Below are 22,615 nucleotides of genomic sequence, written 5' to 3' on the forward strand. Positions count from 1 at the left end.
CCCCGCGGCGCACGACCCGTGAGCACGAGCCCGGGAAGGCGCGGGAGAGCGCTGCTCCGCGTACGACGGCTGCTCCTGCGCGTCGTCGCGGGGGCCGCCGTGGGCGCCCTCGCCGGCCTCGGCGTGGCACAGGCCGCCGCCCCCGCGACCGCGGCGGGCAGCGCGGACGCCACCTCCTCCGCCGTCACGGTCTCCGGCCGCGGCGAGTTCAAGGACATGAGGTTCACCGTCGACCAGACCACCCACCTGACCAGCCAGGCGGTCACGGTCTCCTGGTCCGGCGGCACCCCCACCACCTTCGCCGGCACGTCGTTCAACACCGACTTCGTGCAGATCATGCAGTGCTGGGGCGACGACGACGGCACGGTGCCGGCCAACCCGGGCCCGGCGCGCACCCAGTGCCAGTACGGCGCCTCCCCGACCACCGACCGGGGCAGCTGGCCGGGCAACGACTACGACGACACCCGCAAGGTCTTCTACAGCGCCGACCCCACCAACTACGGCCAGGACAACCGGTACGGAGCGGCCAACCCCAACGCGCCGGGCGAGGTGCCCTTCAAGTCCGTCGACGGCACGGTGATCACCACCGGCACCCAGAGCAACGCGTTCTTCAGCCGCAACACCACCAACGAGGTCGACTTCGCCCGCACCGGCGCCGACGGCAGCGGCAAGGAGTACTTCGAGGTCCAGACCGCCAACGAGGCCCCGCATCTGGGCTGCGGCACCCCGGTCACACGGAACGGCGGCACCGCGCCCCGCTCCTGCTGGCTGGTGATCGTCCCGCAGGGCCACCTCGACCTGGACGGCAACCCGTACGCCGACCACAGCCAGGTCAACGCCGGATCCCCGGTCTCCTCCACCAACTGGGCCAACCGCGTCGCGATCCCGATCGGCTTCAACCCGGTCGGCACCAACTGCGCGCTCGGCGCGAAGGAACGCGCCACCACCGGCAGCGAGCTCGCCGCCGACGCGATGACGAGCTGGCAGGCGGCCCTGTGCCCGACCGGCACGGTGTACGGCTACACCGAGCTGGGCGAGCCGGACACCCGCGCCCGCCTCACGAACGACGGCTCCTCCGGACTCGCCTTCACCACCCGCGCCCTCGGAGCCGACCCGGGCACCACAGCACCCTCCGACCCGACCGTGTACGCGCCCGTCGCGCTGTCCGGAACCGTCGTCGGCTTCACCGTCGAACGCAGGCCCAAGGCGGGCGCACCCGACTCCGTCCGCAAACTCGCGGGCACCAAGGTCGAGTCCGTCGACCTCACCCCGCGCCTGGTCGCCAAGCTCCTCACCGAGTCGTACCGCAACTCGCCCTGGGGAGCGGTGCTCGGCGACGGGGCGGCCACCGGCTACGGCTGGGCGAAGACCAACCCCGCCGGCCTGGCCAGCGACCCCGAATTCATCGCCCTCAACCCCGAGTTCGCGGACCTGTCGGTCTCCGAGACGCCGTCCACCGACACCGACCTGATCACCTCGCTCGGGCACAGCGACTCCGCCCGCGCGCTGTGGCAGTGGATCCTCTCCGACAAGGACGCCCGCGGCTTCCTCGCCGGTGCCGCCGACGACTGGGGCACGCGGGTCAACCCGTACTACAGCACCAGCACGGACCTGAACCCGACCGGCATCGCCTTCGATCCCGCGAACACCGACGACTACCCCAAGAGCGACCCCTGGTGCACGATCCCGCCGGGCACCGACGCCACCGTCAAGCAGTGCATGACCGACTTCCACCCCTACGTCGAGGACATGCACTCCGGCGCCCTGCACACCCGGCGCGCCGACACCCTCTGGAAGTCCAGCTGGGACGCGCTCGCCAACCCGCCCGCGTTCAAGAGCCCGGGACCCCAGACGGTCGGCTCCCGCTTCGTGATCACCGTCACCGACGCGGCCTCCGCCGCGCGCTACGGCCTCCAGACCGCCCGGCTGCGCAACACCGCCGGGAAGTTCGTGGGCCCCGCCACGGCTTCCCTGACCGCGGCGGCCACCGGCGCCACCGGCACCGGAGCCCCCGAGATCACCCCGGCCACGGCCGACGCCGAGGGCGCCTACCCGCTCGCCCAGCTCGTCTACGCGGCCGTCCGCCCGGCCGGGGTCGACAAGGCCGCCCGCAAGGACTACGCGGCCCTGCTGCGCTACGCCGCCGGTGACGGACAGACCAACGGCGCCGACCCGGGCCTGCTCCCGGCCGGCTACGCCCCGCTCTCGACAGCCCTGCGCACCAAGGCGACCGACGCCGCCGACGCCCTCGTCCACTACACCGGGCCCACCGCGACGCCCTCCGGCGGCACGGGGTCCGACGGCGGATCGAGCGGCGGATCGAGCGGCGGCTCCACCGGCGGCAGCGACTCCCTCGGCTCGGGCGGCGGATCGGGCGGCACCGTCTCCGGCGGCTCCACCGGCGGCGACAGCACCGGCGGCAGCGGCGACGGCGGCGCCACGTCGAGCCCCGGCGCGAGCGCGACGCCGAGCGGCGCACCGTCCTACGACGGCGGCAAGGCCGTCCAGACCACCGCGCTCGGCACCACACCCGACGACCCGGCCAACTCCCTGCGGTACGCCGTCCCGGTCGGTGCCGCGCTCGGCGCCTTCGCCGGCATCGGGGCGCCGTTCGCCGGCGGCGGCAGGCTCCGGCTCCCGCTGCGCATCCCGCTCCCCGGCGGCCGCGCGGTGACCGTCCCCGCGCTCACCCTGCCGGAGTGGCTGCGCAGGCGGCTGCCTTCCGGCCGGGGCTGAATCCTCGGAGCGGGGGCCCGCCGGGCCCGCGCTCCCCACAGACGGCCGCCCGCCCCGAAAGACAGTCGGGGCGGACGGCCCGTACCACCCTGCCAGATCCACCCGACGTCACGTCGCACACCCTCTGGAGACTCTCAATGCGCTCGATGCGCCTTTCGGCGGCCATGGTCGCCGCCGCCGTGGTGTCCGGCACGCTGGCTCTGGCGAGCCCGGCGTCCGCCGACCCCACCCCGGCCGGAACGTTCCGCAAGCTCGTCGGCGTGGGCTCGGACACCACCCAGGACGTGCTCAACGCCCTCGCCGGTGACACGGTCAACGGCAAGGACTACGCCGGCACCGCCGTGAAGGCGGTGTCCGGTGCGGGCGTCGCCTCCTACGACGCGATCGAGCCCGGCACAGGCTCCACCACCTCGAACATCCAGACCCGCACGGGCGGCCCGTCCTTCCTGCGCCCCAACGGCTCCGGCAAGGGCCGCCTCGCCCTCAGCATGGCGCTGACCGGCGACAAGTTCCCCGACAGCTCGGGCGTCTCCATCAAGGGCCAGGTCGACTTCGCCCGCTCCTCCAGCGGCCCGAGCACCTCCGGAACCGCCTTCACCTACATTCCGTTCGCGCGTGACGCGGTCGGCGTGGCGGTCCGCGGCTCGGCCCTGAACACGCTGACCGTCGACCAGCTGCACGACATCTACTCGGGCTCGCTGACCGTGGTGAACGGCCAGACCGTGCACCCGAAGATCCCGCAGAGCGGCTCCGGCACCCGCAAGTTCTTCCTCGGCGCGATCGGCCTCACCGACGCCACGCTCTCCCCGAACGTCGGGACCGTCCAGGAGAACCAGGCCGATGGCGCCCTCGACGCGGACGGTGCGCTCGTCCCGTTCTCCGTGGGCAGCTGGATCGCCCAGAACAACGGCATCTCGCCGGACTTCAGCACCGACGCGGCCGCCGCCGGCGCCCACCTGGCCGCCGTACAGCTGCCCGGCGACACCGGCGCCACCACCCCGGTCGCCACCGTGAACGGCAAGCTCGCCCCGGTCGGCGCCTACTACGAGAACGCCACCTTCGGCCGCGACGTCTACAACGTCGTTCCGACCCGGGCGATCGACCCGACCAGCATCTTCTTCGACAAGGACGTCTACGACGTCTTCGTCACCAGCGGCACCCACGAGGCGGCCCTCGCCTCCGAGGGCGCCGAGGGCGTCATCGCCAAGTTCGGCTTCGTGAACGAGTCCTACAACGGCTCGGTCAACCCGGCCAAGCACGCCAAGCTCGGCGGCCTGGAGGAGTCCGGCGTCGACGCCTCCACGCCGGCCGCGCCGGTCCTGAGCGGCACCCGCGGCGACGGGAGCGTCCGGCTGAACTGGACCGCCCCGTCCGCCACCGGCCTCCCGGTCACCGACTACCGCGTGACCCTGACCGGTTCGGACGGCGCCGTCGTGGCCGTCAAGGACGTCCCGGCCGCCACGCTCACGTACACCTTCAGCGGTCTGGCCCTCGGCCACTACACGGCCACGGTCTCCGCCGCCAACCTCAACGGCAGCGGTGCCGTCGCCTCCTGGACCGGCGACATCAAGTACACGACCACCACGAAGGCGACCACCGCGACGACCGCGTACGGCAAGACCCCGAAGGTCGCCGTCACCGTCGCCGACACGCACGGCGTCGTCCCGACCGGCACGGTCACCGTGAAGGAAGGCACCACCACCCTCGGCACCGGCACCCTGGACAGCACGGGCAAGGTCTCCGTCAGCCTGTCCAGCCACCTGAAGGTCGCCAAGCACAGCCTCACGGTGTCGTACGCGGGCAACAGCAAGCTCCTGACGTCCAACGGGACCCTGTCGCTGACCGTCTCGAAGGCGACCCCGACCGTCAGCACCACCGCGCCGACTTCGATCAGCCACCTGTCCCAGGCCAAGGTCACCGTCAAGGTCGCCGCGACCGGCACCACGCCGACCGGCCAGGTCCGCATCTACGAGGGCTCGCGCGTCATCGCCACCGGCACCCTGAGCGGCGGCAAGGTGACCGTCACCCTGCCCAAGCTGTCCCGCGGCTCGCACACCATGCACGCCTGGTACGTGGGTTCCACCACGGTGAACTCGAAGAACGGCGCCAACATCACCATCAAGTCCACCTGATCCGTGGCCGGTTGAACCACACCTCCGCCGGGGGGCGCCCAGCAGGGCCCTCCCGGCGGGGGCCGGAACCTCTTTCGTCCTTTTGTCCTTGCGTCCTTTTGTTTTCCCGTTCATCCGTCCCACCCGTTCCATGAGTTGAGTGAAGGAGACGTGCCGCCGTGACGGTCGCCGTACAGACCACGCTCGCAACGCCCGCACCGCGGCTGGGCGTTCGGAGCGTCACCGCCGTCCGGCACCTCGCCCGCGGTGGCCTGCTCACCCTGGCGGCCCTGCTGCTCGGCCTCACCGCGCAACTGCTGTTCGTCAGCGGCCTCCAGGAACGGGCGGCGCAGCACGCCGCGTTCGACTCCCTGCGCGCCCAACTGGCCCTGGGCACAGCCCCGGTGGCCCAGACCGACCAGCAGGGCGACCTGCTCGCCCCCGGCACCCCGGTCGCGCTCATCGACATCCCCGCCCTCCACGTCCACCAGGTCGTCCTGGAGGGCACCGACTCCACCGTCCTCACCGACGGCCCCGGCCACCGCCGCGACACCCCGCTGCCGGGGCAGGCCGGCACCAGCGTGCTGATGGGCCGCGCCGCCGCGTACGGCGGACCCTTCGAGCGCCTCGACGAACTCGCCGCCGGTGACACCTTCAGCGTGACCACCGGCCAGGGCAGGGCGAAGTACCAGGTCTTCGGCATCCGGAGGGCCGGTGACCCGGCCCCCGCCACCCTCACCGCGGGCAAGGGCCGCATGGTCCTCCTCACGGCCACCGGGCCGGACTTCATGCCCGGCGGAGTGCTGCGCGTCGACGCCGAACTGGTCTCGGCGGCCGCGCAGACCCCGGCCGCGGTCATCCGCTCCGGCACGCTTCCCGAGTCCGAGCAGCCGCTGGCCGTCCCCGGCGGAGTGCCGTGGCCGCTCGTCCTGTGGCTCCAGGCGCTGGTGGCCGTGGCGGTGGCCGCGGTGTGGGCCTGGCACCGCTGGGGCCGTCACCAGACCTGGATCGTGTTCGCGCCGGTCGTCGCCGTCCTCGGCCTCCAGGTCGCGACCCGCACCACCGAACTGCTGCCGAACCTGATGTGACACCACCGACCGGCCCCACCCGTGTGACCCAGCCGAGCCCGATCCGATCCCGCCATGAGGTGCCCGACGTGACCGATGCGACCGCCGCGCGTGACAGCGCCGCGACCGAGACCGCCCCGACCGACAGCGTGTCGGCCGCCACCGCCGGGACCGGCCGTGCGCCGACCGCCACCGCCGTCGCCGACCCCGGGACTCCCGAGGCCGACACCGCCGTGCTGCCGCCCGTCCCGTCGGGCCTGCTCCTCGCCGGGCCCAAGACCGCCCCCGCGACCCTTGAGGCGCGCGGCGTGTCGGCCTGGTTCGGCAGCCACCTGGTGCTGGAGCGCGTCTCCCTCACCATGCCCGCCGGACAGGTCACCGCCCTGATCGGCCCCTCCGGCTGCGGCAAGTCGACCTTCCTGCGCACGCTCAACCGGATGCACGAGCTGATCCCCTCCGCCGCGATGGCCGGCGAGGTGCTCCTGGAGGGCGAGGACATCTACGCCCCCGAGCGGCGGCTGACCGAGGCACGGCGCCGGATCGGCATGGTCTTCCAGAAGCCGAACCCGTTCCCGGCCATGTCGATCTACGACAACGTGGTCGCGGGCCTGCGCCTGACCGGCACGCGCGTGGGCCGCCGGGAGAAGGACGAACTGGTCGAGGAGAGCCTGACCCGAGCCGGCCTGTGGAAGGAGGTCCGGGACCGGCTGCGGCAGCCCGGCGGCGCGCTCTCCGGCGGCCAGCAGCAGCGTCTGTGCATCGCCCGCGCTCTCGCCGTACGGCCCCGGGTGCTGCTGATGGACGAGCCGTGCTCGGCGCTCGACCCGACCTCCACCCGCCGCGTCGAGGAGACCATCCACGAACTCGCCGGCGAGGTGACCGTCGTCATCGTCACCCACAACATGCAGCAGGCGGCGCGCGTCTCCCAGCAGTGCGCCTTCTTCCTCGCCGAGCAGGGCACTCCGGGCGGCATCGTCGAGCACGGCCCCACCGGCCACATCTTCGGCACCCCCGAGGACCAGCGCACGGCGGACTACGTGGCGGGCCGCTTCGGCTGAGCCGCCGCCCCGCCCCCCGCCCCCTTGCCCGCCTGCCCGCCCCCCTGCCCGTGCCCCGACCGCCCGCGCCCTGCCCCCTGCCCGCGCCCTACCCCTCCGTGCCCCGCCGCGTCCCACCCCTCCGCGCCCCGCGCGCACCCCGGCCGCCCCGCGCGCACCCCGGCCGCCCCGCGCGCACCGCGCAGATCACGGAACGTGACACCGTCGTCGCGCGGCGGTGACGGTTCCGGAATTCGGTTGCGGTGTTGTGAGACTGTGGAGACCACACGGGGGAATGGGCTCGGGCATGCCGGGCGTTCCCTGGTGCACATCGGCGGGCGATCCCCGGCCGAGTCGGATCACAGCCGGTCACCCAGGGCCTGTTCAAGATCCAAACGCCCGAAGAGCCGGGCGAGTTTACCCATCCTCGTAGCCAGCCATGCGCCGTGCGGTCAGATTTTCTTCCCCTAACGGGCTGAACTTTTGTTGATCGTGGGTCAGTTGGCCGCCCGATCGTCCTACCCTTCAAAGGGTGAACCAACTGATGTCCCGAGAGTCCGAGGCCGATCTCCCCGGGGAGCCGCTGCTCCCCGGCGCGCTGCCCGAGGCGCTGCGCGCCGAACTCGTGGCGTTCCGCCGCGACTTGCACATGCACCCGGAGCTCGGCAACCAGGAGTTCCGCACCACCGCGGCGATCAAGGCGCGCCTGGAGCGTGCGGGCCTGAAGCCGCGGGTGCTCGCCATCGGGACCGGCCTCATCTGTGATATCGGAGACGCGGACGACGTACGCCCGATGCTGGCGCTGCGCGCCGACATCGACGCGCTGCCCATCCCGGACACGAAGAGTGACTGCGCGTACCGCTCGACCGTGCCCGACCGCGCCCACGCCTGCGGACACGACGTCCACACGGCGGTCGTGCTCGGCGCCGGTCTCGTGCTCGCGGACCTGCACGCCCAGGGGCTGCTGCCCCGGCGTGTGCGGCTGATCTTCCAGCCCGCGGAGGAGGTGCTGCCCGGCGGCGCCCCGGACGCGATCGAGTCGGGCGTGCTGGAGGGTGTCGGGCGGATCGTCGGCGTGCACTGCGACCCGAGGGTCGACGCGGGGCGCATCGGACTGCGGCACGGCGCCATCACCTCGGCGTGCGACCGGCTGGAGGTGTCGCTGGACGGCGCGGGCGGACACACCGCGCGCCCCCACCTCACCACCGACCTCGTCACCGCCGCCGCGCGGGTGGTGACCGACGTGCCGGCGCTCGTCGCCCGGCGCGTGGACGCCCGCAGCGGGCTCGCGGTGACCTGGGGACGCATCGAGTCGGGGCACGCCTGCAACGTGATCCCGCAGCACGCCGAGTTGTCCGGGACCATCCGCTGCCTGGACCTCGACGCCTGGCGGGCCGCGCCCGACCTCGTCCACGCGGCCATCGACGAGATCGCGAACCTCTACCGCGCCAAGTCCGAGATCAACTACATCCGGGGTGTCCCGCCGGTCGTCAACGACGCGGCCGTCACCGAACTCCTCCGCGACGCGATGACCGCCCGGCGCGGGGCGCACTCCATCGAGGACACGGAGCAGAGCCTCGGCGGCGAGGACTTCTCCTGGTACCTGGAGCACGTGCCCGGCGCGATGGCCCGCCTGGGCGTGCGCCCGCCGGGTGACCGCACCATCCGTGACCTGCACCGGGGCGACTTCGACGCGGACGAGTACGCGATCACGGTCGGCGTCGAGATGTTCACCGCGGCGGCCCTCCTGGACGAGCGCGTCTGACGGCGAGCGGCGCGGCCGGTGACTCAGGTCGCGCCCCCCGACCCCGCGCAGTAGCGTGGTGCGCAGTCATTCGTCAACAGTCACTCCGTGGAGCAGGAACCACCCGCTCCGTCACGCGGGCTCCACCTTCCGGACACGCTGCGTGATGGTCGTGGTGGGTGCTGCATCCCCAAAAGCACCTTTCGGTCCCGTGGTTCACAAGGACGTAACCGGCCATCGGCACGAATGGATAACGGCCAGGCGGAATCCCGTTCCCTGGACGGTCTACGCGCGTTAATGTGCGCCGAACTCAGCACCCACTGCGGGGCTTTGGAGAATGGGGAGCTTCAGATGCGTCGGATAGCCAGCCTGACCCGCGTCGCGGTGGGGGTCGCGTCACTCGCACTCGCCGCCACGGCGTGCGGCGGCACCAGCAGCGACAGCAACAGCAGCAGCAACAGCAGCGAGAGCAGCGGTGCCAAGGGCCTCGCCATCGCCTACGACGTCGGCGGCAAGGGCGACCAGTCCTTCAACGACGCCGCGTTCTCCGGCCTGGAGAAGGCGCAGAAGGAGTTCGGCTACAAGACGGCCGACATCGAGCCCACCGACAACGAGACGGACGCTGACAAGCAGCAGCGCCTGGAGTCGCTGGCCAAGCAGGGCTACAACCCGGTCATCGGCATCGGCTTCGCCTACGGTCCCGCGCTGGAGAAGGCCGCCGCGAAGTTCCCGAAGACCAGCTTCGGCATCGTGGACTCGGTCGTGCCCGGCAAGAACGTGGCCTCCCTGGTCTTCGCCGAGCAGGAGTCCTCCTACCTCGCCGGCGTCGCCGCCGCCAAGGCCACCAAGAGCAACACGGTCGGCTTCATCGGCGGTGTGGACGTTCCGCTGATCCACAAGTTCGAGGCCGGCTACACGCAGGGCGTCAAGGACACCAAGCCCGGCGTGAAGGTCCTCTCGCAGTACCTGACGCAGACCGCCGCGGAGGGTGGCTTCTCCAGCCCCGACAAGGGCAAGGCCGCCGCCGAGGGCCAGATCGAGAAGGGCGCCGACGTCCTGTACGCCGCCGCCGGTCTCTCCGGCCAGGGTGTCATCGAGGCCGCCTCCAAGGCGGGCGTGTGGGCGATCGGTGTCGACTCCGACCAGTACAAGCAGGAAGCGCTGGCGGCGTACAAGGACAAGATCCTGACCTCCGCGCTCAAGGACGTCGGCGGCGCGGTCTACACGCTGTCCAAGTCGGTCCACGACGGCAAGCCGCTGACCGGCACGCAGACCTTCGACCTCAAGGTGAACGGTGTCGGCCTCGCCGACAGCAACCCGAAGATGGGCGAGATCGCCGGTCTGACCGACGCCGTGGCCAAGGCCAAGGCGGCCATCGTCGACGGCAGCATCAAGGTCAAGACCGAGTAGTCGCCGTAGTCGCCGCGAACGGCGGGTGACGGGCGCCGGGCCGATCCGCCGCCACCCCCGTCGACCGGGCGATCGGACGAAAAAGATCGAAGTACAGCGGAACGGGCGGGCACCTGGGGTGCCCGCCCGTTCCGCTGTCCGTTTCCGGGGTCGCCGACCGCCCCGGTTCCTTTGCGATCGGCACCTCCCGGGCCCGCCGAAACGTGGCCTCGGGCACAGCCGGATAACAAGGTGGACAGAAGGGGTTTTCTAGTTGGTCTACGCGCGTTAATCTGCGGCGAAGCCAGCGCCGAAGCTGAACCGTCAGGCGCTGTAAGACAGGAGCACAACAAATGCGCCGGGTTACCCGCATCGCGCTCGCAGGCACTGCGACCGCCTCTCTCGCCCTCGCTCTGTCCGCCTGTGGCGGCACCTCGACCTCCGGCTCGTCCTCGACGGACGCCAAGGGTCACAAGGGCCTCGCCATCGCGTACGACGTCGGCGGCAAGGGCGACCAGTCGTTCAACGACGCGGCGTTCGAGGGTCTGAAGAAGGCCAAGGGCGAGTTCAAGTACGACACCGCCGACGTCGAGCCCACCGATGGTGAGACGGACGCGGACAAGGAGCAGCGCCTGGTCTCGCTGGCCAAGCAGGGCTTCAACCCGGTCATCGGCATCGGTTACGCCTACGGCCCGGCCGTCAAGGCCGCCGCGGCGAAGTTCCCGAACACGACCTTCGGCATCGTCGACGACTCCACCGTCGAGGCGAAGAACGTCGCGGACCTGGTCTTCTCCGAGCAGGAGGCCTCCTACCTCGCCGGCGTCACGGCCGCCAAGGCCACCAAGACCGATGTCGTCGGCTTCGTGGGCGGCGTGGACGTTCCGCTGATCCACAAGTTCGAGGCGGGCTTCGAGCAGGGTGTCAAGGACACCAAGCCCGGCGTCAAGGTCCTCTCGCAGTACCTGACCCAGACCGCCCAGGAGGGTGGCTTCTCCAGCCCCGACAAGGGCAAGACGGCCGCCGAGGGCCAGATCGAGAAGAAGGCCGACGTCGTCTACGCCGCGGCCGGTCTGTCCGGTCAGGGTGTCATCGAGGCCGCCGCCGCCGAGAAGGTCCTGGCCATCGGTGTCGACTCCGACCAGTACCAGCAGGAAGCGCTGGCCAAGTACAAGACCTCGATCCTGACCTCCGCCACCAAGGATGTCGCCAAGGCGGTCTACAACCTGGCGAAGTCGGTCGAGGACGGCAAGCCCGAGAGCGGTATCGTTCGGGGCGATCTGAAGTCCGGTGAGGTCGGCCTGGCCGACTCCAACCCGGAGTTCAAGAGCAACACCGCGATCCAGGACGCCGTCAAGGCCGCCCAGGAGAAGATCATCAGCGGTGCGATCAAGGTCAAGACCAGCTGACGAGCAGTACCTCAGGAGCAGCCAATGCGATCCCGGGGAAGTTCGGGTACGTCCCTGTGCCGTCCGGCACGGGAAGGTGCTCGTTCTGCCCCGGAGTCGCTTGGTAACCGCGGGGTTACGTCCGCTCAACGGGATACGAGGAGTCTGGCTCCCCGTATCCCGTTCTCGCGGCGCGTGGCCCCTTTCGTTGCCGTAGGGGCGCTACGCGCGTAGACGACCCCCTTTCCCTCAGGAGAGTGCGCCATCAACGCGTCCAGCAGCCCTCCGGCCGGCGCGGTCAACGGTCAGGCGACCGCTGTCGAACTCGCCGGGATCACGAAGCGATTCCCTGGCGTCGTGGCCAACCACGACATCCACCTCAGCGTCCGCAAGGGCACCGTGCACGCCCTCGTCGGCGAGAACGGCGCCGGCAAGTCGACGCTGATGAAGATCCTCTACGGCATGCAGAAGCCGGACGAGGGCACCATCGCCGTCGACGGTCGGCAGGTCACCTTCTCGTCCCCCGGTGACGCCATCGCCCGCGGCATCGGCATGGTCCACCAGCACTTCATGCTGGCCGACAACCTCACCGTCCTGGAGAACGTCGTCCTGGGCAGCGAGAAGCTGTACGGCATCGGAGGCAAGGCCCGCCGCAAGATCGTGGAGCTCTCCGAGCGCTACGGCCTCGGGGTCCGCCCCGACGTCCTGGTCGAGGAGCTCGGCGTCGCCGACCGGCAGCGCGTGGAGATCCTCAAGGTCCTCTACCGCGGCGCCCAGATCCTGATCCTGGACGAGCCCACCGCCGTCCTCGTGCCGCAGGAGGTCGACGCGCTCTTCGACAACCTGCGCGAACTCAAGGCCGAGGGCCTGTCGGTCATCTTCATCTCGCACAAGCTGGGCGAGGTCCTCTCGGTCGCCGACGACATCACGGTCATCCGGCGCGGCACGACGGTCGGTACCGCCGTTCCGTCCGAGACGACCCCGCGTCAGCTCGCCGAGCTGATGGTCGGCAGCGAGCTGCCGACGCCGGAGACGTCCGAGTCGACGGTCACCGACCGGGCCGTGATCGAGGTCGAGGACCTGACGGTCTTCGCCAAGGGCTCGGTCTCGATGGGCAAGAGCTCGGCGAGCCTGCTCATGGACGAGGTGGAGCGCGGCACCGTGCGGCTCGTGCTCGACCATGTCTCCTTCACCATCCACGCCGGTGAGGTGATGGGTATCGCCGGTGTCGAGGGCAACGGCCAGACGGAACTCATCGACGCGCTGATCGGCCTCAAGGGCGCCGACTCCGGTGTCATCCGCTTCGACGGCGACGACATCACCGGCCTGTCCACGCGCAAGCGCCGCGAGGGCGGCATCGGCTACATCCCCGAGGACCGGCACCGCCACGGCCTCCTCCTGGAAGCCCCCCTCTGGGAGAACCGCATCCTCGGCCATGTCACCGAGAAGCCCAACGCCAAGGGCATCTGGATCGACATCAAGGGCGCCCAGCAGGACACCCGCCGCATCGTCGAGGAGTACGACGTGCGCACCCCCGGCATCGACGTCACCGCGGCCTCCCTGTCCGGCGGCAACCAGCAGAAGCTGATCGTCGGCCGCGAGATGAGCCACAAGCCGAGGTTCCTGATCGCCGCCCACCCCACCCGTGGTGTGGACGTCGGCGCGCAGGCGCAGATCTGGGACCAGATCCGCGCGGCGCGCCGCGAAGGACTCGCCGTCCTGCTGATCTCCGCGGACCTGGACGAGCTGATCGGCCTGTCCGACACGCTCCGGGTGATCTACAACGGCAAGCTGGTCGCGGACGCGGACCCGGCCACCATCACTCCGGAGGAACTCGGCTCGGCCATGACCGGCGCCGCCTCCGGACACCTGGAGAACGAGGAGCTCGCCGAACAGGCCGAGCTCGAAGAGCCCGCCGAGACCCCGGCAGACTCCCCGGAAGACGAGGCCCGCTGATGAAGAAGTTCGACAAGGAGCGCCTGCTCCTCGGGGTGGCCGGACCGGTCATCGCGCTCGTCGTCGCCGTGGCACTGACCTCGGTCGTGCTGCTCGCCTCGGGCCAGAACCCGTTCGAGCCGTACACGCTGATGTTCCAGCAGGCGACGTACTCCGACATCCAGGTCCTGATCATCAACCAGGCCTCGCTGTACTACATCGCGGCGCTGGCGGTGGCCATCGGCTTCCGGATGAACCTGTTCAACATCGGTGTGGACGGCCAGTACCAGCTCGCCGCCATGATGGCCGCGATCGTCGGCGCGCACGTCGCGCTGCCGGCCGCGCTCCAGGTCCCGCTGCTCATGGTGACCGCCATCTGCACCGGCGCCCTCTGGGCCGGTATCGCCGGTGTCCTCAAGGTCACCCGCGGGGTCAGCGAGGTCGTCGCGACGATCATGCTGAACGCGATCGCCGTCTCCGTCATCTCCTACCTGTGGCTGCCCGACGTCTTCGGCGTCAAGCTCGGCAACAACAACACCACCGGCGAGATGCACAAGTCGGGCTGGGTTCCCGGCTTCGACATGGGCGATTCGGGCGAGATCTACGGTCTGGTCGTCCTCGCGGTGGTCCTCGGCATCGCCTACTGGATCGTCCTCAACCGCACCCGCTTCGGCTTCGACCTGCGCGCCTCCGGCGCCTCCGAGTCCGCCGCCGCGGCCAGCGGTGTGAACTCCAAGCGCATGGTGCTCACCGCGATGCTGCTCTCCGGCGGCATCGCCGGTCTCGCGGGCCTGCCGATCCTGCTCGGCGACACCCACACCTACAGCCTGAACTTCCCGACCGGCATCGGCTTCCTCGGTATCGGTATCGCGCTGCTGGGCCGCAACAGCCCCGTGGGCATCGCCTTCGCGGCCCTGCTGTGGGCCTGGCTGGACAAGGCCTCGCCCGAGCTCGACTTCCACGGGTACGACAAGGAGATCGCGGTCATCATGCAGGGCCTGATCGTGATCGCGGTCGTGGTCTCGTACGAGGCCGTGCGCGAGTGGGGTCTGCGCCGCCAGCAGCGCCGTGTCGGCGAGGAACTCGCCGCGGGCAAGGTCCTCGGCGCTTCCAACAACACCCAGAAGGAGGTGGCTGGCCAGTGACCACCGCAACCGACGTCAACCAGCCCACGCTGCAGCCCGCGGCTCCCGGCAGCCGCCGGATGTCGCTTCCCGTGCTCCTGCTGGTGATCGCGGGCGGCCTGGCGCTGACCTCGATCGTCCGCATCATCACCGGCGCCGACGGCATCACCAACGTCAGCCAGATGTCCACCGCACTGGAGCTGGCCGTCCCGATCGGCCTGGCCGGTCTCGGCGGTCTGTGGGCCGAGCGCTCGGGCGTCGTCAACATCGGCCTCGAAGGCATGATGATCCTCGGCACCTGGTTCGGCGCCTGGGCCGGTTACCAGTGGGGCCCGTGGACCGGCATCCTGATCGGCGTGATCGGCGGCGCCGTCGGCGGTCTGCTGCACGCGATCATGACGGTCACCTTCAACGTCAACCACATCGTCTCCGGTGTGGCCATCAACATCCTGGCGCTCGGTGCCACCCGCTATCTCTCCCCGCTCGCCTTCGAGGGCGTCCCGGGCGGCTCGGCCAAGCAGTCCCCGCCGGTCGAATCGCTCGGCCAGTTCACCGTGCCAGGGCTCTCCGACTGGCTCAGCACCCTGAACTCCAAGGGCTGGTTCTTCGTCTCGGACATCGCGGGTCTGCTCGGCGGCCTGGTCACCGACGTCTCCTGGCTGACCCTGATCGCCGTCGCACTGATCCCCGCCACCTGGTGGATCCTGTGGCGCACCCCGTTCGGTCTGCGCCTGCGGTCCTGCGGTGAGAACCCGATCGCGGCCGAGTCGCTCGGCGTAAACGTCTACAAGTACAAGTACATCGCCGTGATCATCTCCGGTGGTCTGGCCGGCCTCGGCGGTGTCTTCCTCTCCATCGTCGCCAACCCCTTCTACCTGGAGGGGCAGACCGCCGGCCGCGGCTACATCGGTCTCGCCGCGATGATCTTCGGCAACTGGATGCCCGGCGGGCTCGCCCTGGGCGCGGTTCTCTTCGGCTACACCGACAGCCTCAACCTGCGCGGCGGCTCGGAGAACGTCCACGCCCTGCTGCTGCTCGGCGCCATCCTGCTCGGTATCGGCGCGATCTGGCTCGCGGTCAAGAAGAAGTACGTGTCCGCCGTCATCACCCTGGTCATCGGCGTCCTCGTGTTCCTCTGGTACTCCATGACCAACGAGGTGCCCAACCAGATCGTCTCCGCCACGCCGTACGTCATCACCCTGCTCGTCCTCTCGCTGTCGGCGCAGCGCCTGCGCATGCCGAAGGCGGACGGTCTGCCGTACCGGAAGGGGCAGGGCAAGTGATCTCCGGCGCGGAGTCCGCGGGCGTCGACTGGGAGGAGCTGCGGAAGGTGGCCCGTACGGCGATGTCCCGCGCGTACGCCCCCTACTCGGGCTACCCGGTCGGCGCCGCCGCCCGCGTCGACGACGGCCGGATCATCTCCGGCTGCAACGTCGAGAACGCCTCCTACGGGCTCTCCCTGTGCGCCGAGTGCGGTCTGGTCTCCGAGCTGCACACCACCGGCGGCGGCCGGCTGACGCACTTCACGTGTGTCGACGGGCAGGGCGAGATCCTCGTCCCGTGCGGACGCTGCCGTCAGCTGCTGTTCGAGTTCGGCGGGGACGAACTGGTCCTGGAGACGCCGGACGGGCTCGTGCCCCTCTCCGAGATGCTGCCGCAGGCCTTCGGGCCGGGCCATCTCACCAAGTAATGCCCCGCGGCCCCTCCTGATCGACCGATCCCTGGGAGGGGCCGCTTCTCTTTCGGAAGGAACGCCATGGCCATGGACGCCGTCTCCGTCATCCGCACCAAGCGGGACCGCGCCGAACTCAGCGATCCGCAGATCGACTGGGTCATCGACGCGTACACCCGCGGCGAGGTCGCCGACTACCAGATGGCCGCCCTCAACATGGCGATCCTGCTCAACGGCATGAACCGCCGTGAGATCGCCCGCTGGACGGCCGCGATGATCGCCTCGGGCGAGCGCATGGACTTCTCGTCCCTGTCCCGCCCGACCGCCGACAAGCACTCCACGGGCGGCGTCGGCGACAAGATCACCCTCCCGCTGGCCCCGCTGGTCGCCGCCTGCGGCGCCGCGGTGCCGCAGCTGTCCGGGCGCGGCCTCGGCCACACCGGCGGCACCCTGGACAAGCTGGAGTCGATCCCGGGCTGGCGTGCGCTGCTGTCCAACGAGGAGATGCTGCACGTCCTCGACACCACGGGCGCGGTCATCTGCGCGGCCGGCGACGGCCTCGCCCCCGCAGACAAGAAGCTCTACGCGCTCCGCGACGTCACCGGCACGGTCGAGGCCATCCCGCTCATCGCCTCCTCCATCATGTCCAAGAAGATCGCCGAGGGCACCGGCTCGCTGGTCCTGGACGTGAAGGTCGGCTCCGGCGCCTTCATGAAGACCATCGAGGACGCCCGCGAACTGGCCTCCACGATGGTGGGCCTGGGCACGGACCACGGTGTGAAGACGGTCGCGCTCCTCACCGACATGTCGACGCCGCTCGGCCTGACCGCGGGCAACGCGCTGGAGGTCCGCGAGTCCGTCGAGGTCCTCGCGGGCGGCGGCCCCGCCGACGTCGTCGAGCTCACCATCGCCCTGGCACGCGAGATGCTCGACGCGGCCGGAGTGAAGGACGCCGACCCGGCGAAGGCGCTCGCCGACGGCTCCGCCATGGACGTGTGGCGCCGCATGATCGCCGCGCAGGGCGGCGACCCGGACGCCGAGCTGCCCACGGCACGCGAGCGGCACGTCGTCAGCGCCCCGGCCTCCGGTGTGCTGACCCGTCTCGACGCGTACGACATCGGCATCGCCGCCTGGCGCCTGGGCGCCGGACGCGCCCGCAAGGAGGACCCGGTGCAGGCCGGCGCGGGTGTCGAGCTGCACGCCAAGCCGGGCGACACGGTGACGGCGGGCCAGCCCCTGTTCACCCTGCACACGGACACCCCGGAGCGCTTCGCGTACGCGCTCGAAGGGGTCGAGGGCTCGTACGACATCGCGCCCGCGGGCACGGACTTCAAGGCCACGCCGATCGTGCTGGACCGGATCGCCTGATCGGCGCGTCCACTCCGCTCCACGAGGGGGGACCGGCGCACGCGCGCCGGTCCCCCTCGTGTCTCACCCGAGCACGGCCGCGATCACCACGAGCACCGGAACGGCCAGGATCGTGGAGAGCAGGATCGACTCGCGCGCCAGGGTCTCGCCGACCCGGTAGCGCGAGGCGTACGTGAACAGGTTCTGCGCGGCGGGCAGGGCCGAGGTGACCACCACGTCGAGCAGCGGGGCGCCGCGCAGCCCGAACACGCCGACGGCCAGTGCCCAGGCGGCCAGCGGCTGGCCCACCGCCTTCAGCACGACCGACAGCAGCACCGGACCCCGGTCCGAGCCGCGGCCCGGCAGGCTGCTGCCGCACAGCGAGATCCCGAACGCCAGCAGCACCGCGGGCACCGACATGCCGCCGATGAGCCGGAGCGGATCGAGGACCGGGCCGGGCACGGTCAGACCGGCCGCCGACAACGCGACGCCGCTCAGCGAACCGACCGCGATGGGATTGCGCAGCGGTGTGATCAGCCGCTGCCACAGCGGACCCTTCTCGCCCGTCCCGGACAGGTCGAGGACGGTCAGGGCGATCGGCGTGACCATGATCTGCTGGAACAGCAGCACGGGCGCCACCAGCGAGGCATCGCCCAGCACGTACACGGCGATCGGGATCCCGAGGTTGCCGGAGTTGACGTAACTGGAGCAGAGCGCGCCGATCGTCGTCCGGCCGAGTCCCCAGCGGCGTACGACCCCCACCGTGACGAACACCCCGGCCGCCGCGGCCGTGCTCATCGCCGTGACCAGCAGCCGGCTGGAGAAGATGACCGACAGGTCGGCCTGCGCGAGCGTCGTGAACAGCAGCGCGGGCGACGCCACATGGAAGGCGAGCTTCGTCAGCACCTCCCGCCCGTTGTCCCCGAGATGGCCGCGCCGTCCGATGACATACCCGACGCCGATGACGACGGCGATGACCGCGAAGCCCGTCAACACCCCTTGCACGGAGCCTCCTCGGCGGGGAGGAGGCCGTCGGGTATCGCGGGCGGAACCGGTTCATGGGGCATGCATCCAACCCAACGGGGAGGAGCGGGCGCGGGTCAATGTGATCTTCCGCGCCGCCCGCGATGAGTTCCGGGGCCCCGCACGGTCTACTGACTGTGGATTCCGCGACACCCGCCGTACTCGTGCTGCCAGGACTCGTCACCCGGGACGACGTGCCCCGGCTCTGTGACGACGTCCGCGCACTCCTCGGGGCGAGCGGCGGCGGGATCGTGGTCTGCGATGTCGCGGGCCTCGGGCCGCCCGGCCTCGCCGCCGTCGACGCGCTGGCGAGGATGGAGCTGGCCGCCCGACGGGCCGGCGGGCGCATACGCCTGCACGGCCCGGACCCGGCCCTGCGCGCGCTACTCGACCTGGTCGGTCTCCGCTTCGAGACCGCCGACAGCACCGACAGCACCGACAGCACCGACAGCTCCGGCTCCTCCGCCTCCCTGCGCTCCGACGGCTTCCTGCCCTTCGGCCGCGCCGGATGCGTCGAGGTGGAGGGGGAGCCCGAAGAGCGGGAACCAGCGGGCCGTGTCCAGGAAGAAGTGGAACCCGGTGAGGCGGCCCTTTGAGATCTCCAGCGCCTGCACCGCCCAGGGGGTGTAGCCGCCCGCTTCCTCGTCCGGCTTGTACTGGGCGAAGCCCGGCAGGCCGTTGACCTCGACCGGAATCAGACGTGAGCCGGCGCAGGCGGCGCCCAGCGTCGTCATGAAACCGGTGATGTCGTCCGTGCCGCGCAGCCACAGGTCGAACGGCGGCATCGTCATGATCGCGTCCTCGTGCAGGAGCGCCGTCAGAGCCGTCATGTCGTACCCCTCGAACGCCGCCACATAGCGCTCCAGAAGCTTCTGCTGCTCCTCGTCCAGTGGGTCGGAGGTGGCGGCGTCGGCGCCCGCCGTGTCGCTCTCCGCGAGGGTGGCGCGGGCCCGCTGGAGCGCGCTGTTGACCGACGCGACCGTGGTGCCGAGCAGCTCGGCGACCTCGCTCGCCTTCCACGCGAGGACCTCGCGCAGGATGAGGACCGCGCGCTGCTTGGGCGGCAGCTGCTGCAGCGCCGCCATGAAGGCGAGGCGCACCGACTCCTTGGCGACCGCCGCCTCCGCCGGATCACCGGCCGTCGGCAGCACGCGGCCGTCGGGCATCGGCTCCAGCCAGGTGTTGTCCGGGCGGGGGGTGAGCGCCGCCTGGGCGAGCGGTGAGGGAGCCGTGAGATCCATCGGACGAGCCCTCCGGTTTCCCGCGTTGAGCATGTCCAGGCACACGTTCGTCGCGATCCGGTACAGCCAGGACCGCATCGAGGAGCGGCCCTCGAACTTGTCGAAGCTGCGCCAGGCGCGGACCATCGTGTCCTGCACCGCGTCCTCGGCCTCGAAGGACGAGCCGAGCATCCGGTAGCAGTACCCGGTCAGCTCGACCCGGTGCTTCTCCAGCCGGACGTCCAGGTCTGCCGTCGTCGCCGTACCGTCGCTCATAGCCAACCCACCCCTGTGGCTGTTCCGTTCCGCGCGTCGTTGCGCCAGCACTTCGGAAGCTACCGCAGCCCACTGACAATGGCGTGCGGAGCGGGGAAAAGAGCAGGTCACAGGGGGTGTGTCGGAGAGGGTTCCGGGCTCAGTGGGCCAGGGCAGGCGCGCGGCGGGAGGCGGTGCGGGCCGCGTGGGAGCCGAACAGGGTGATCGAGACGACGCCCAGCACCGCGAGCAGCCCCATGGTCACCGTGCCCGCCCAGCCCCCCGCGTGGAAGGCGACCGCGCCGAGCGTGCTGCCGGCGCTCGAACCGATGTAGTACGCGGACTGGTAGAGGGCCGACGCCTGCGCCCGCCCCTCCCGCGCGGTGTGGCTCACCGACGACGACGCCACCGCGTGGCCCGCGAAGAAGCCCGCGGTGATCAGGACGAGGCCGAGCAGGACCAGCGCGACGGAGTCCCCGAGGGACAGGAGCAGACCGGCGGTCGTGGTGCCGCCCGCCAGATAGAGGGAGCCGCGGCGTCCGGCGCGGCCGACCAGACGGCCCGCCGTCGACGCCGACACCGTACCGACCAGGTAGACCAGGAAGATCGAGCCGACGATGCCCTGGGGGAGGGAGAAGGGCGCCTCGCTGAGGCGGTAGCCGATGACCGTGTAGACCCCGCCGAACACCATCATGAACAGCGCGCCGATGGCGTACAGCCGGCACAGCAGCGGGTTCGCGAGATGGTCGCGCACCGTGCGGGCCAGTACCCGCGGCCGCAGCGAACCCCGCGCGAAGTGCCGCGGCGCCGGAAGCAGCAGCCGGAAGGCCACCGCGCAGCCCACGGCGATCAGCCCGACAGCGCCGACGGCCACCCGCCAGCCCCACTCCTGCGCGACCCAGCCCGTGATGACCCGCCCGCTCATCCCGCCCACGCTGTTGCCCGCGACGAACAGACCGATCGCGGTGATCAGCGCCTTGGGACGGACCTCCTCGGCCAGATACGCCGTCGCCGACGCCGGGAGACCCGCCAGCGCCGCGCCCTGCACCGCCCGCAGCGCCACCAGCGCGCCGATCGACGGCGCGAAGGGGACCAGGAGACCGACGCTGACCGCCACCGCCAGGGACGCCGTCATGACCGTACGCCGTCCGAAACGCTCCGACAGGGCGCTCATCGGGAGGACGAAGAGCGCAAGACCGCCCGTCGCGGCCGACACCGTCCAGCTCGCCGCGCTCGCGCTCACCCCGAAGTCCGCGGAGACCAGCGGGAGCAGGGCCTGGGTGGAGTAGAGGAGCGCGAAGGTCGCGACGCCCGCGAGGAAGAGAGCGAAGCTCATCCGGCGGTAGCCGGGCCCGCCGGGGGCCATACGGGAGTCGGTGGCAGGGACGGAGTCGGTGACAGGGAGGGAGTCGGTGACATGGGCGGAGGAGGCGGCGCCCACGGTGGTGGACGCCCCGGTACTGGCGGAAGGCATGCTTCGAACCTAAAGACCCGTCGTTCATCCGTCCAATGCATGGAATCGCCATAATCGTTCCCATGGTGCATCAGCAGAGGTCAGAAGCTCACCTGTCACCGTTCAGTGACACAGAAGACAGCACGCACATGTCGAGGTTGCTCGCCCCGCGCCTCGCGCACTTCGCCGGTGTGGCCCGCACCGAGCACGTCACCCGTGCCGCGCAGGAGATGCAGATCCCGCAGTCGACGCTCTCCCGGTCCCTGGTCCGGCTCGAACAGGACCTGGGCGTCGACCTGTTCGCGCGACGCGGCCGCACGCTGTCGCTGACTCCCGCGGGCCGTACCTTCCTGTCCTCCGTGGAGCGCGCCCTCGCCGAGATCGAGCGCGCCGCCGACGAGGTGCGCGCGGACGCCGACCCGGCCACCGGCAAGGTCGCCTTCGGGTTTCTGCACACCATGGGCTCGGAGACGGTGCCGGGACTCATCCGCGCCTTCCGCGCCGACCATCCACGGGTCCGCTTCAGCCTCGTGCAGAACTACGGGGAGGCGATGCTGGAGCGGCTGCGCTCGGGCGAGCTGGACCTGTGCCTCACCTCGCCGGTGCCCGACGCGCCCGATCTGGTGGGACGCCGGCTCGACGAGCAGAAACTCCGCCTGGTCGTGCCCGCCGACCACCCGCTCGCCGCCCGCAAGCGCATCCGCCTCGCCGAGGCGGCCGACGAGACCTTCGTGACCCTGGAACCCGGCTACGGGATGCGCCGTATCACCGACGACCTCTGCCAGGAGGCGGGGTTCCGACCGCGCATCGCCTTCGAGGGCGAGGAGGCGGAGACGCTCCGGGGCCTCGTCGCCGCCGGACTCGGGGTCGCCCTGCTGCCGCCACCGGCCGTCGCCCGTCCGGGAGTTGTCGAACTCACGGTCACCGCCCCGCGCGCCGTGCGCGAGATCGGCGTCGCCTGGCTGGACGGCCACCCGGACACGCCACCGGTGGCAGCCTTCAAGAAGTTCCTGCTGTCCCGGCGCGGCCATCTACTGCCCGACTGACCGCAGCCCGCCGTCCGTCGCCCGCTGTTCGCTGCTCGCCGCCCGTCGACCCCCGTCCGCAGCGCAGCGCG

Annotated in this window: 16 protein-coding genes and 1 pseudogene; 14 read left to right on the forward strand and 3 right to left on the reverse strand. The window is 71.1% G+C overall.

The genetic code is table 11. The annotated features are described in order from the left end of the window. Window positions 1-18: 18 nt before the first annotated feature. The 12 genes from ABZX90_RS21890 to ABZX90_RS21945 all read left to right on the forward strand — a co-directional run bounded on the left by ABZX90_RS21890 (window position 19) and on the right by ABZX90_RS21945 (window position 17,568). Window positions 19-2,736: a hypothetical protein gene (locus ABZX90_RS21890; RefSeq protein WP_355207136.1), complete on the forward strand. Its 2,718-nt coding sequence runs from the start codon at window positions 19-21 to the stop codon at window positions 2,734-2,736. A 137-nt stretch (window positions 2,737-2,873) separates the two neighbouring features. Beyond that, the gene (locus tag ABZX90_RS21895; protein WP_355207139.1) at window positions 2,874-4,868 is read left to right on the forward strand and encodes an Ig-like domain repeat protein; all 1,995 of its coding nucleotides are present in this window, start codon (window positions 2,874-2,876) and stop codon (window positions 4,866-4,868) included. Window positions 4,869-5,026: 158 nt separating this feature from the next. Next, a complete protein-coding gene (locus ABZX90_RS21900) occupies window positions 5,027-5,935 on the forward strand; it encodes a sortase (protein WP_351128161.1) in 909 nt (302 codons plus the stop codon). Between the two features lie 287 nt (window positions 5,936-6,222). Next, window positions 6,223-6,972, forward strand: a complete 750-nt coding sequence (locus tag ABZX90_RS21905; RefSeq protein WP_351128324.1) for a phosphate ABC transporter ATP-binding protein — start codon at window positions 6,223-6,225, stop codon at window positions 6,970-6,972. 523 nt (window positions 6,973-7,495) lie between these two features. Beyond that, entirely contained in the window at window positions 7,496-8,716 is a 1,221-nt protein-coding gene (locus ABZX90_RS21910; protein WP_351128322.1) for an amidohydrolase, read from the forward strand. A gap of 330 nt (window positions 8,717-9,046) precedes the next feature. Next, window positions 9,047-10,105 (forward strand): BMP family ABC transporter substrate-binding protein, encoded by a 1,059-nt coding sequence (locus ABZX90_RS21915; protein ID WP_355207142.1) that lies wholly within the window; start codon window positions 9,047-9,049, stop codon window positions 10,103-10,105. Between the two features lie 332 nt (window positions 10,106-10,437). Next, on the forward strand, window positions 10,438-11,490 hold the full coding sequence (locus ABZX90_RS21920) for a BMP family ABC transporter substrate-binding protein (protein ID WP_351134630.1): 1,053 nt from the start codon (window positions 10,438-10,440) through the stop codon (window positions 11,488-11,490). 243 nt (window positions 11,491-11,733) lie between these two features. Further along, window positions 11,734-13,425, forward strand: coding sequence for an ABC transporter ATP-binding protein (locus ABZX90_RS21925; RefSeq protein ID WP_351134663.1), 1,692 nt, complete (start codon window positions 11,734-11,736; stop codon window positions 13,423-13,425). Beyond that, the gene (locus ABZX90_RS21930; RefSeq protein WP_355207145.1) at window positions 13,425-14,549 is read left to right on the forward strand and encodes an ABC transporter permease; all 1,125 of its coding nucleotides are present in this window, start codon (window positions 13,425-13,427) and stop codon (window positions 14,547-14,549) included. The genes ABZX90_RS21925 and ABZX90_RS21930 overlap by 1 nt, the downstream gene beginning before the upstream one ends. 59 nt (window positions 14,550-14,608) lie before the next feature. Further along, window positions 14,609-15,811 (forward strand): ABC transporter permease, encoded by a 1,203-nt coding sequence (locus ABZX90_RS21935; protein WP_351134665.1) that lies wholly within the window; start codon window positions 14,609-14,611, stop codon window positions 15,809-15,811. Continuing rightward, the gene (locus ABZX90_RS21940; RefSeq protein ID WP_351134634.1) at window positions 15,808-16,218 is read left to right on the forward strand and encodes a cytidine deaminase; all 411 of its coding nucleotides are present in this window, start codon (window positions 15,808-15,810) and stop codon (window positions 16,216-16,218) included. Before ABZX90_RS21935 ends, ABZX90_RS21940 begins: the two co-directional genes overlap by 4 nt. Window positions 16,219-16,284: 66 nt before the next feature. Next, window positions 16,285-17,568, forward strand: coding sequence for a thymidine phosphorylase (locus tag ABZX90_RS21945; RefSeq protein ID WP_351134636.1), 1,284 nt, complete (start codon window positions 16,285-16,287; stop codon window positions 17,566-17,568). A gap of 63 nt (window positions 17,569-17,631) precedes the next feature. On the opposite strand, the gene ABZX90_RS21950 is transcribed toward ABZX90_RS21945, so the two are convergent. Further along, on the reverse strand, window positions 17,632-18,552 hold the full coding sequence (locus ABZX90_RS21950; protein WP_355207148.1) for an AEC family transporter: 921 nt from the start codon (window positions 18,550-18,552) through the stop codon (window positions 17,632-17,634). Window positions 18,553-18,674: 122 nt separating this feature from the next. On the opposite strand from ABZX90_RS21950, the pseudogene ABZX90_RS21955 reads away from it, so the two are divergent. Beyond that, window positions 18,675-18,983, forward strand: a pseudogene (locus ABZX90_RS21955) (STAS domain-containing protein); the annotation flags it as partial. Here the strand turns inward: ABZX90_RS21955 and ABZX90_RS21960 are convergent. After that, window positions 18,954-20,066: a sigma-70 family RNA polymerase sigma factor gene (locus ABZX90_RS21960; RefSeq protein WP_351134640.1), complete on the reverse strand. Its 1,113-nt coding sequence runs from the start codon at window positions 20,064-20,066 to the stop codon at window positions 18,954-18,956. The pseudogene ABZX90_RS21955 and the gene ABZX90_RS21960 sit on opposite strands and share 30 nt — an antisense overlap. Before the next feature lie 139 nt (window positions 20,067-20,205). Beyond that, the gene (locus tag ABZX90_RS21965; RefSeq protein ID WP_355207152.1) at window positions 20,206-21,519 is read right to left on the reverse strand and encodes an MFS transporter; all 1,314 of its coding nucleotides are present in this window, start codon (window positions 21,517-21,519) and stop codon (window positions 20,206-20,208) included. A gap of 62 nt (window positions 21,520-21,581) precedes the next feature. Between ABZX90_RS21965 and ABZX90_RS21970 the strand changes: the two genes are divergently transcribed. After that, complete coding sequence (locus ABZX90_RS21970) at window positions 21,582-22,544, forward strand: LysR substrate-binding domain-containing protein (RefSeq protein WP_351134644.1); 963 nt, start codon at window positions 21,582-21,584, stop codon at window positions 22,542-22,544. Window positions 22,545-22,615: the final 71 nt, after the last annotated feature.

The organism is Streptomyces sp. NPDC002935 (assembly GCF_040611295.1).
GTDB lineage: Bacteria > Actinomycetota > Actinomycetes > Streptomycetales > Streptomycetaceae > Streptomyces.

Coding starts and splice junctions, on each gene's coding strand:
- ABZX90_RS21965 (WP_355207152.1), bottom strand. CDS start 21,519: ATGCCTTCCGCCAGTACCGGGGCGTCCACCACCGTGGGCGCCGCCTCC.
- ABZX90_RS21935 (WP_351134665.1), top strand. CDS start 14,609: ATGTCGCTTCCCGTGCTCCTGCTGGTGATCGCGGGCGGCCTGGCGCTG.
- ABZX90_RS21915 (WP_355207142.1), top strand. CDS start 9,047: ATGCGTCGGATAGCCAGCCTGACCCGCGTCGCGGTGGGGGTCGCGTCA.
- ABZX90_RS21960 (WP_351134640.1), bottom strand. CDS start 20,066: ATGAGCGACGGTACGGCGACGACGGCAGACCTGGACGTCCGGCTGGAG.
- ABZX90_RS21970 (WP_351134644.1), top strand. CDS start 21,582: ATGGTGCATCAGCAGAGGTCAGAAGCTCACCTGTCACCGTTCAGTGAC.
- ABZX90_RS21895 (WP_355207139.1), top strand. CDS start 2,874: ATGCGCTCGATGCGCCTTTCGGCGGCCATGGTCGCCGCCGCCGTGGTG.
- ABZX90_RS21910 (WP_351128322.1), top strand. CDS start 7,496: ATGTCCCGAGAGTCCGAGGCCGATCTCCCCGGGGAGCCGCTGCTCCCC.
- ABZX90_RS21930 (WP_355207145.1), top strand. CDS start 13,425: ATGAAGAAGTTCGACAAGGAGCGCCTGCTCCTCGGGGTGGCCGGACCG.
- ABZX90_RS21920 (WP_351134630.1), top strand. CDS start 10,438: ATGCGCCGGGTTACCCGCATCGCGCTCGCAGGCACTGCGACCGCCTCT.
- ABZX90_RS21945 (WP_351134636.1), top strand. CDS start 16,285: ATGGCCATGGACGCCGTCTCCGTCATCCGCACCAAGCGGGACCGCGCC.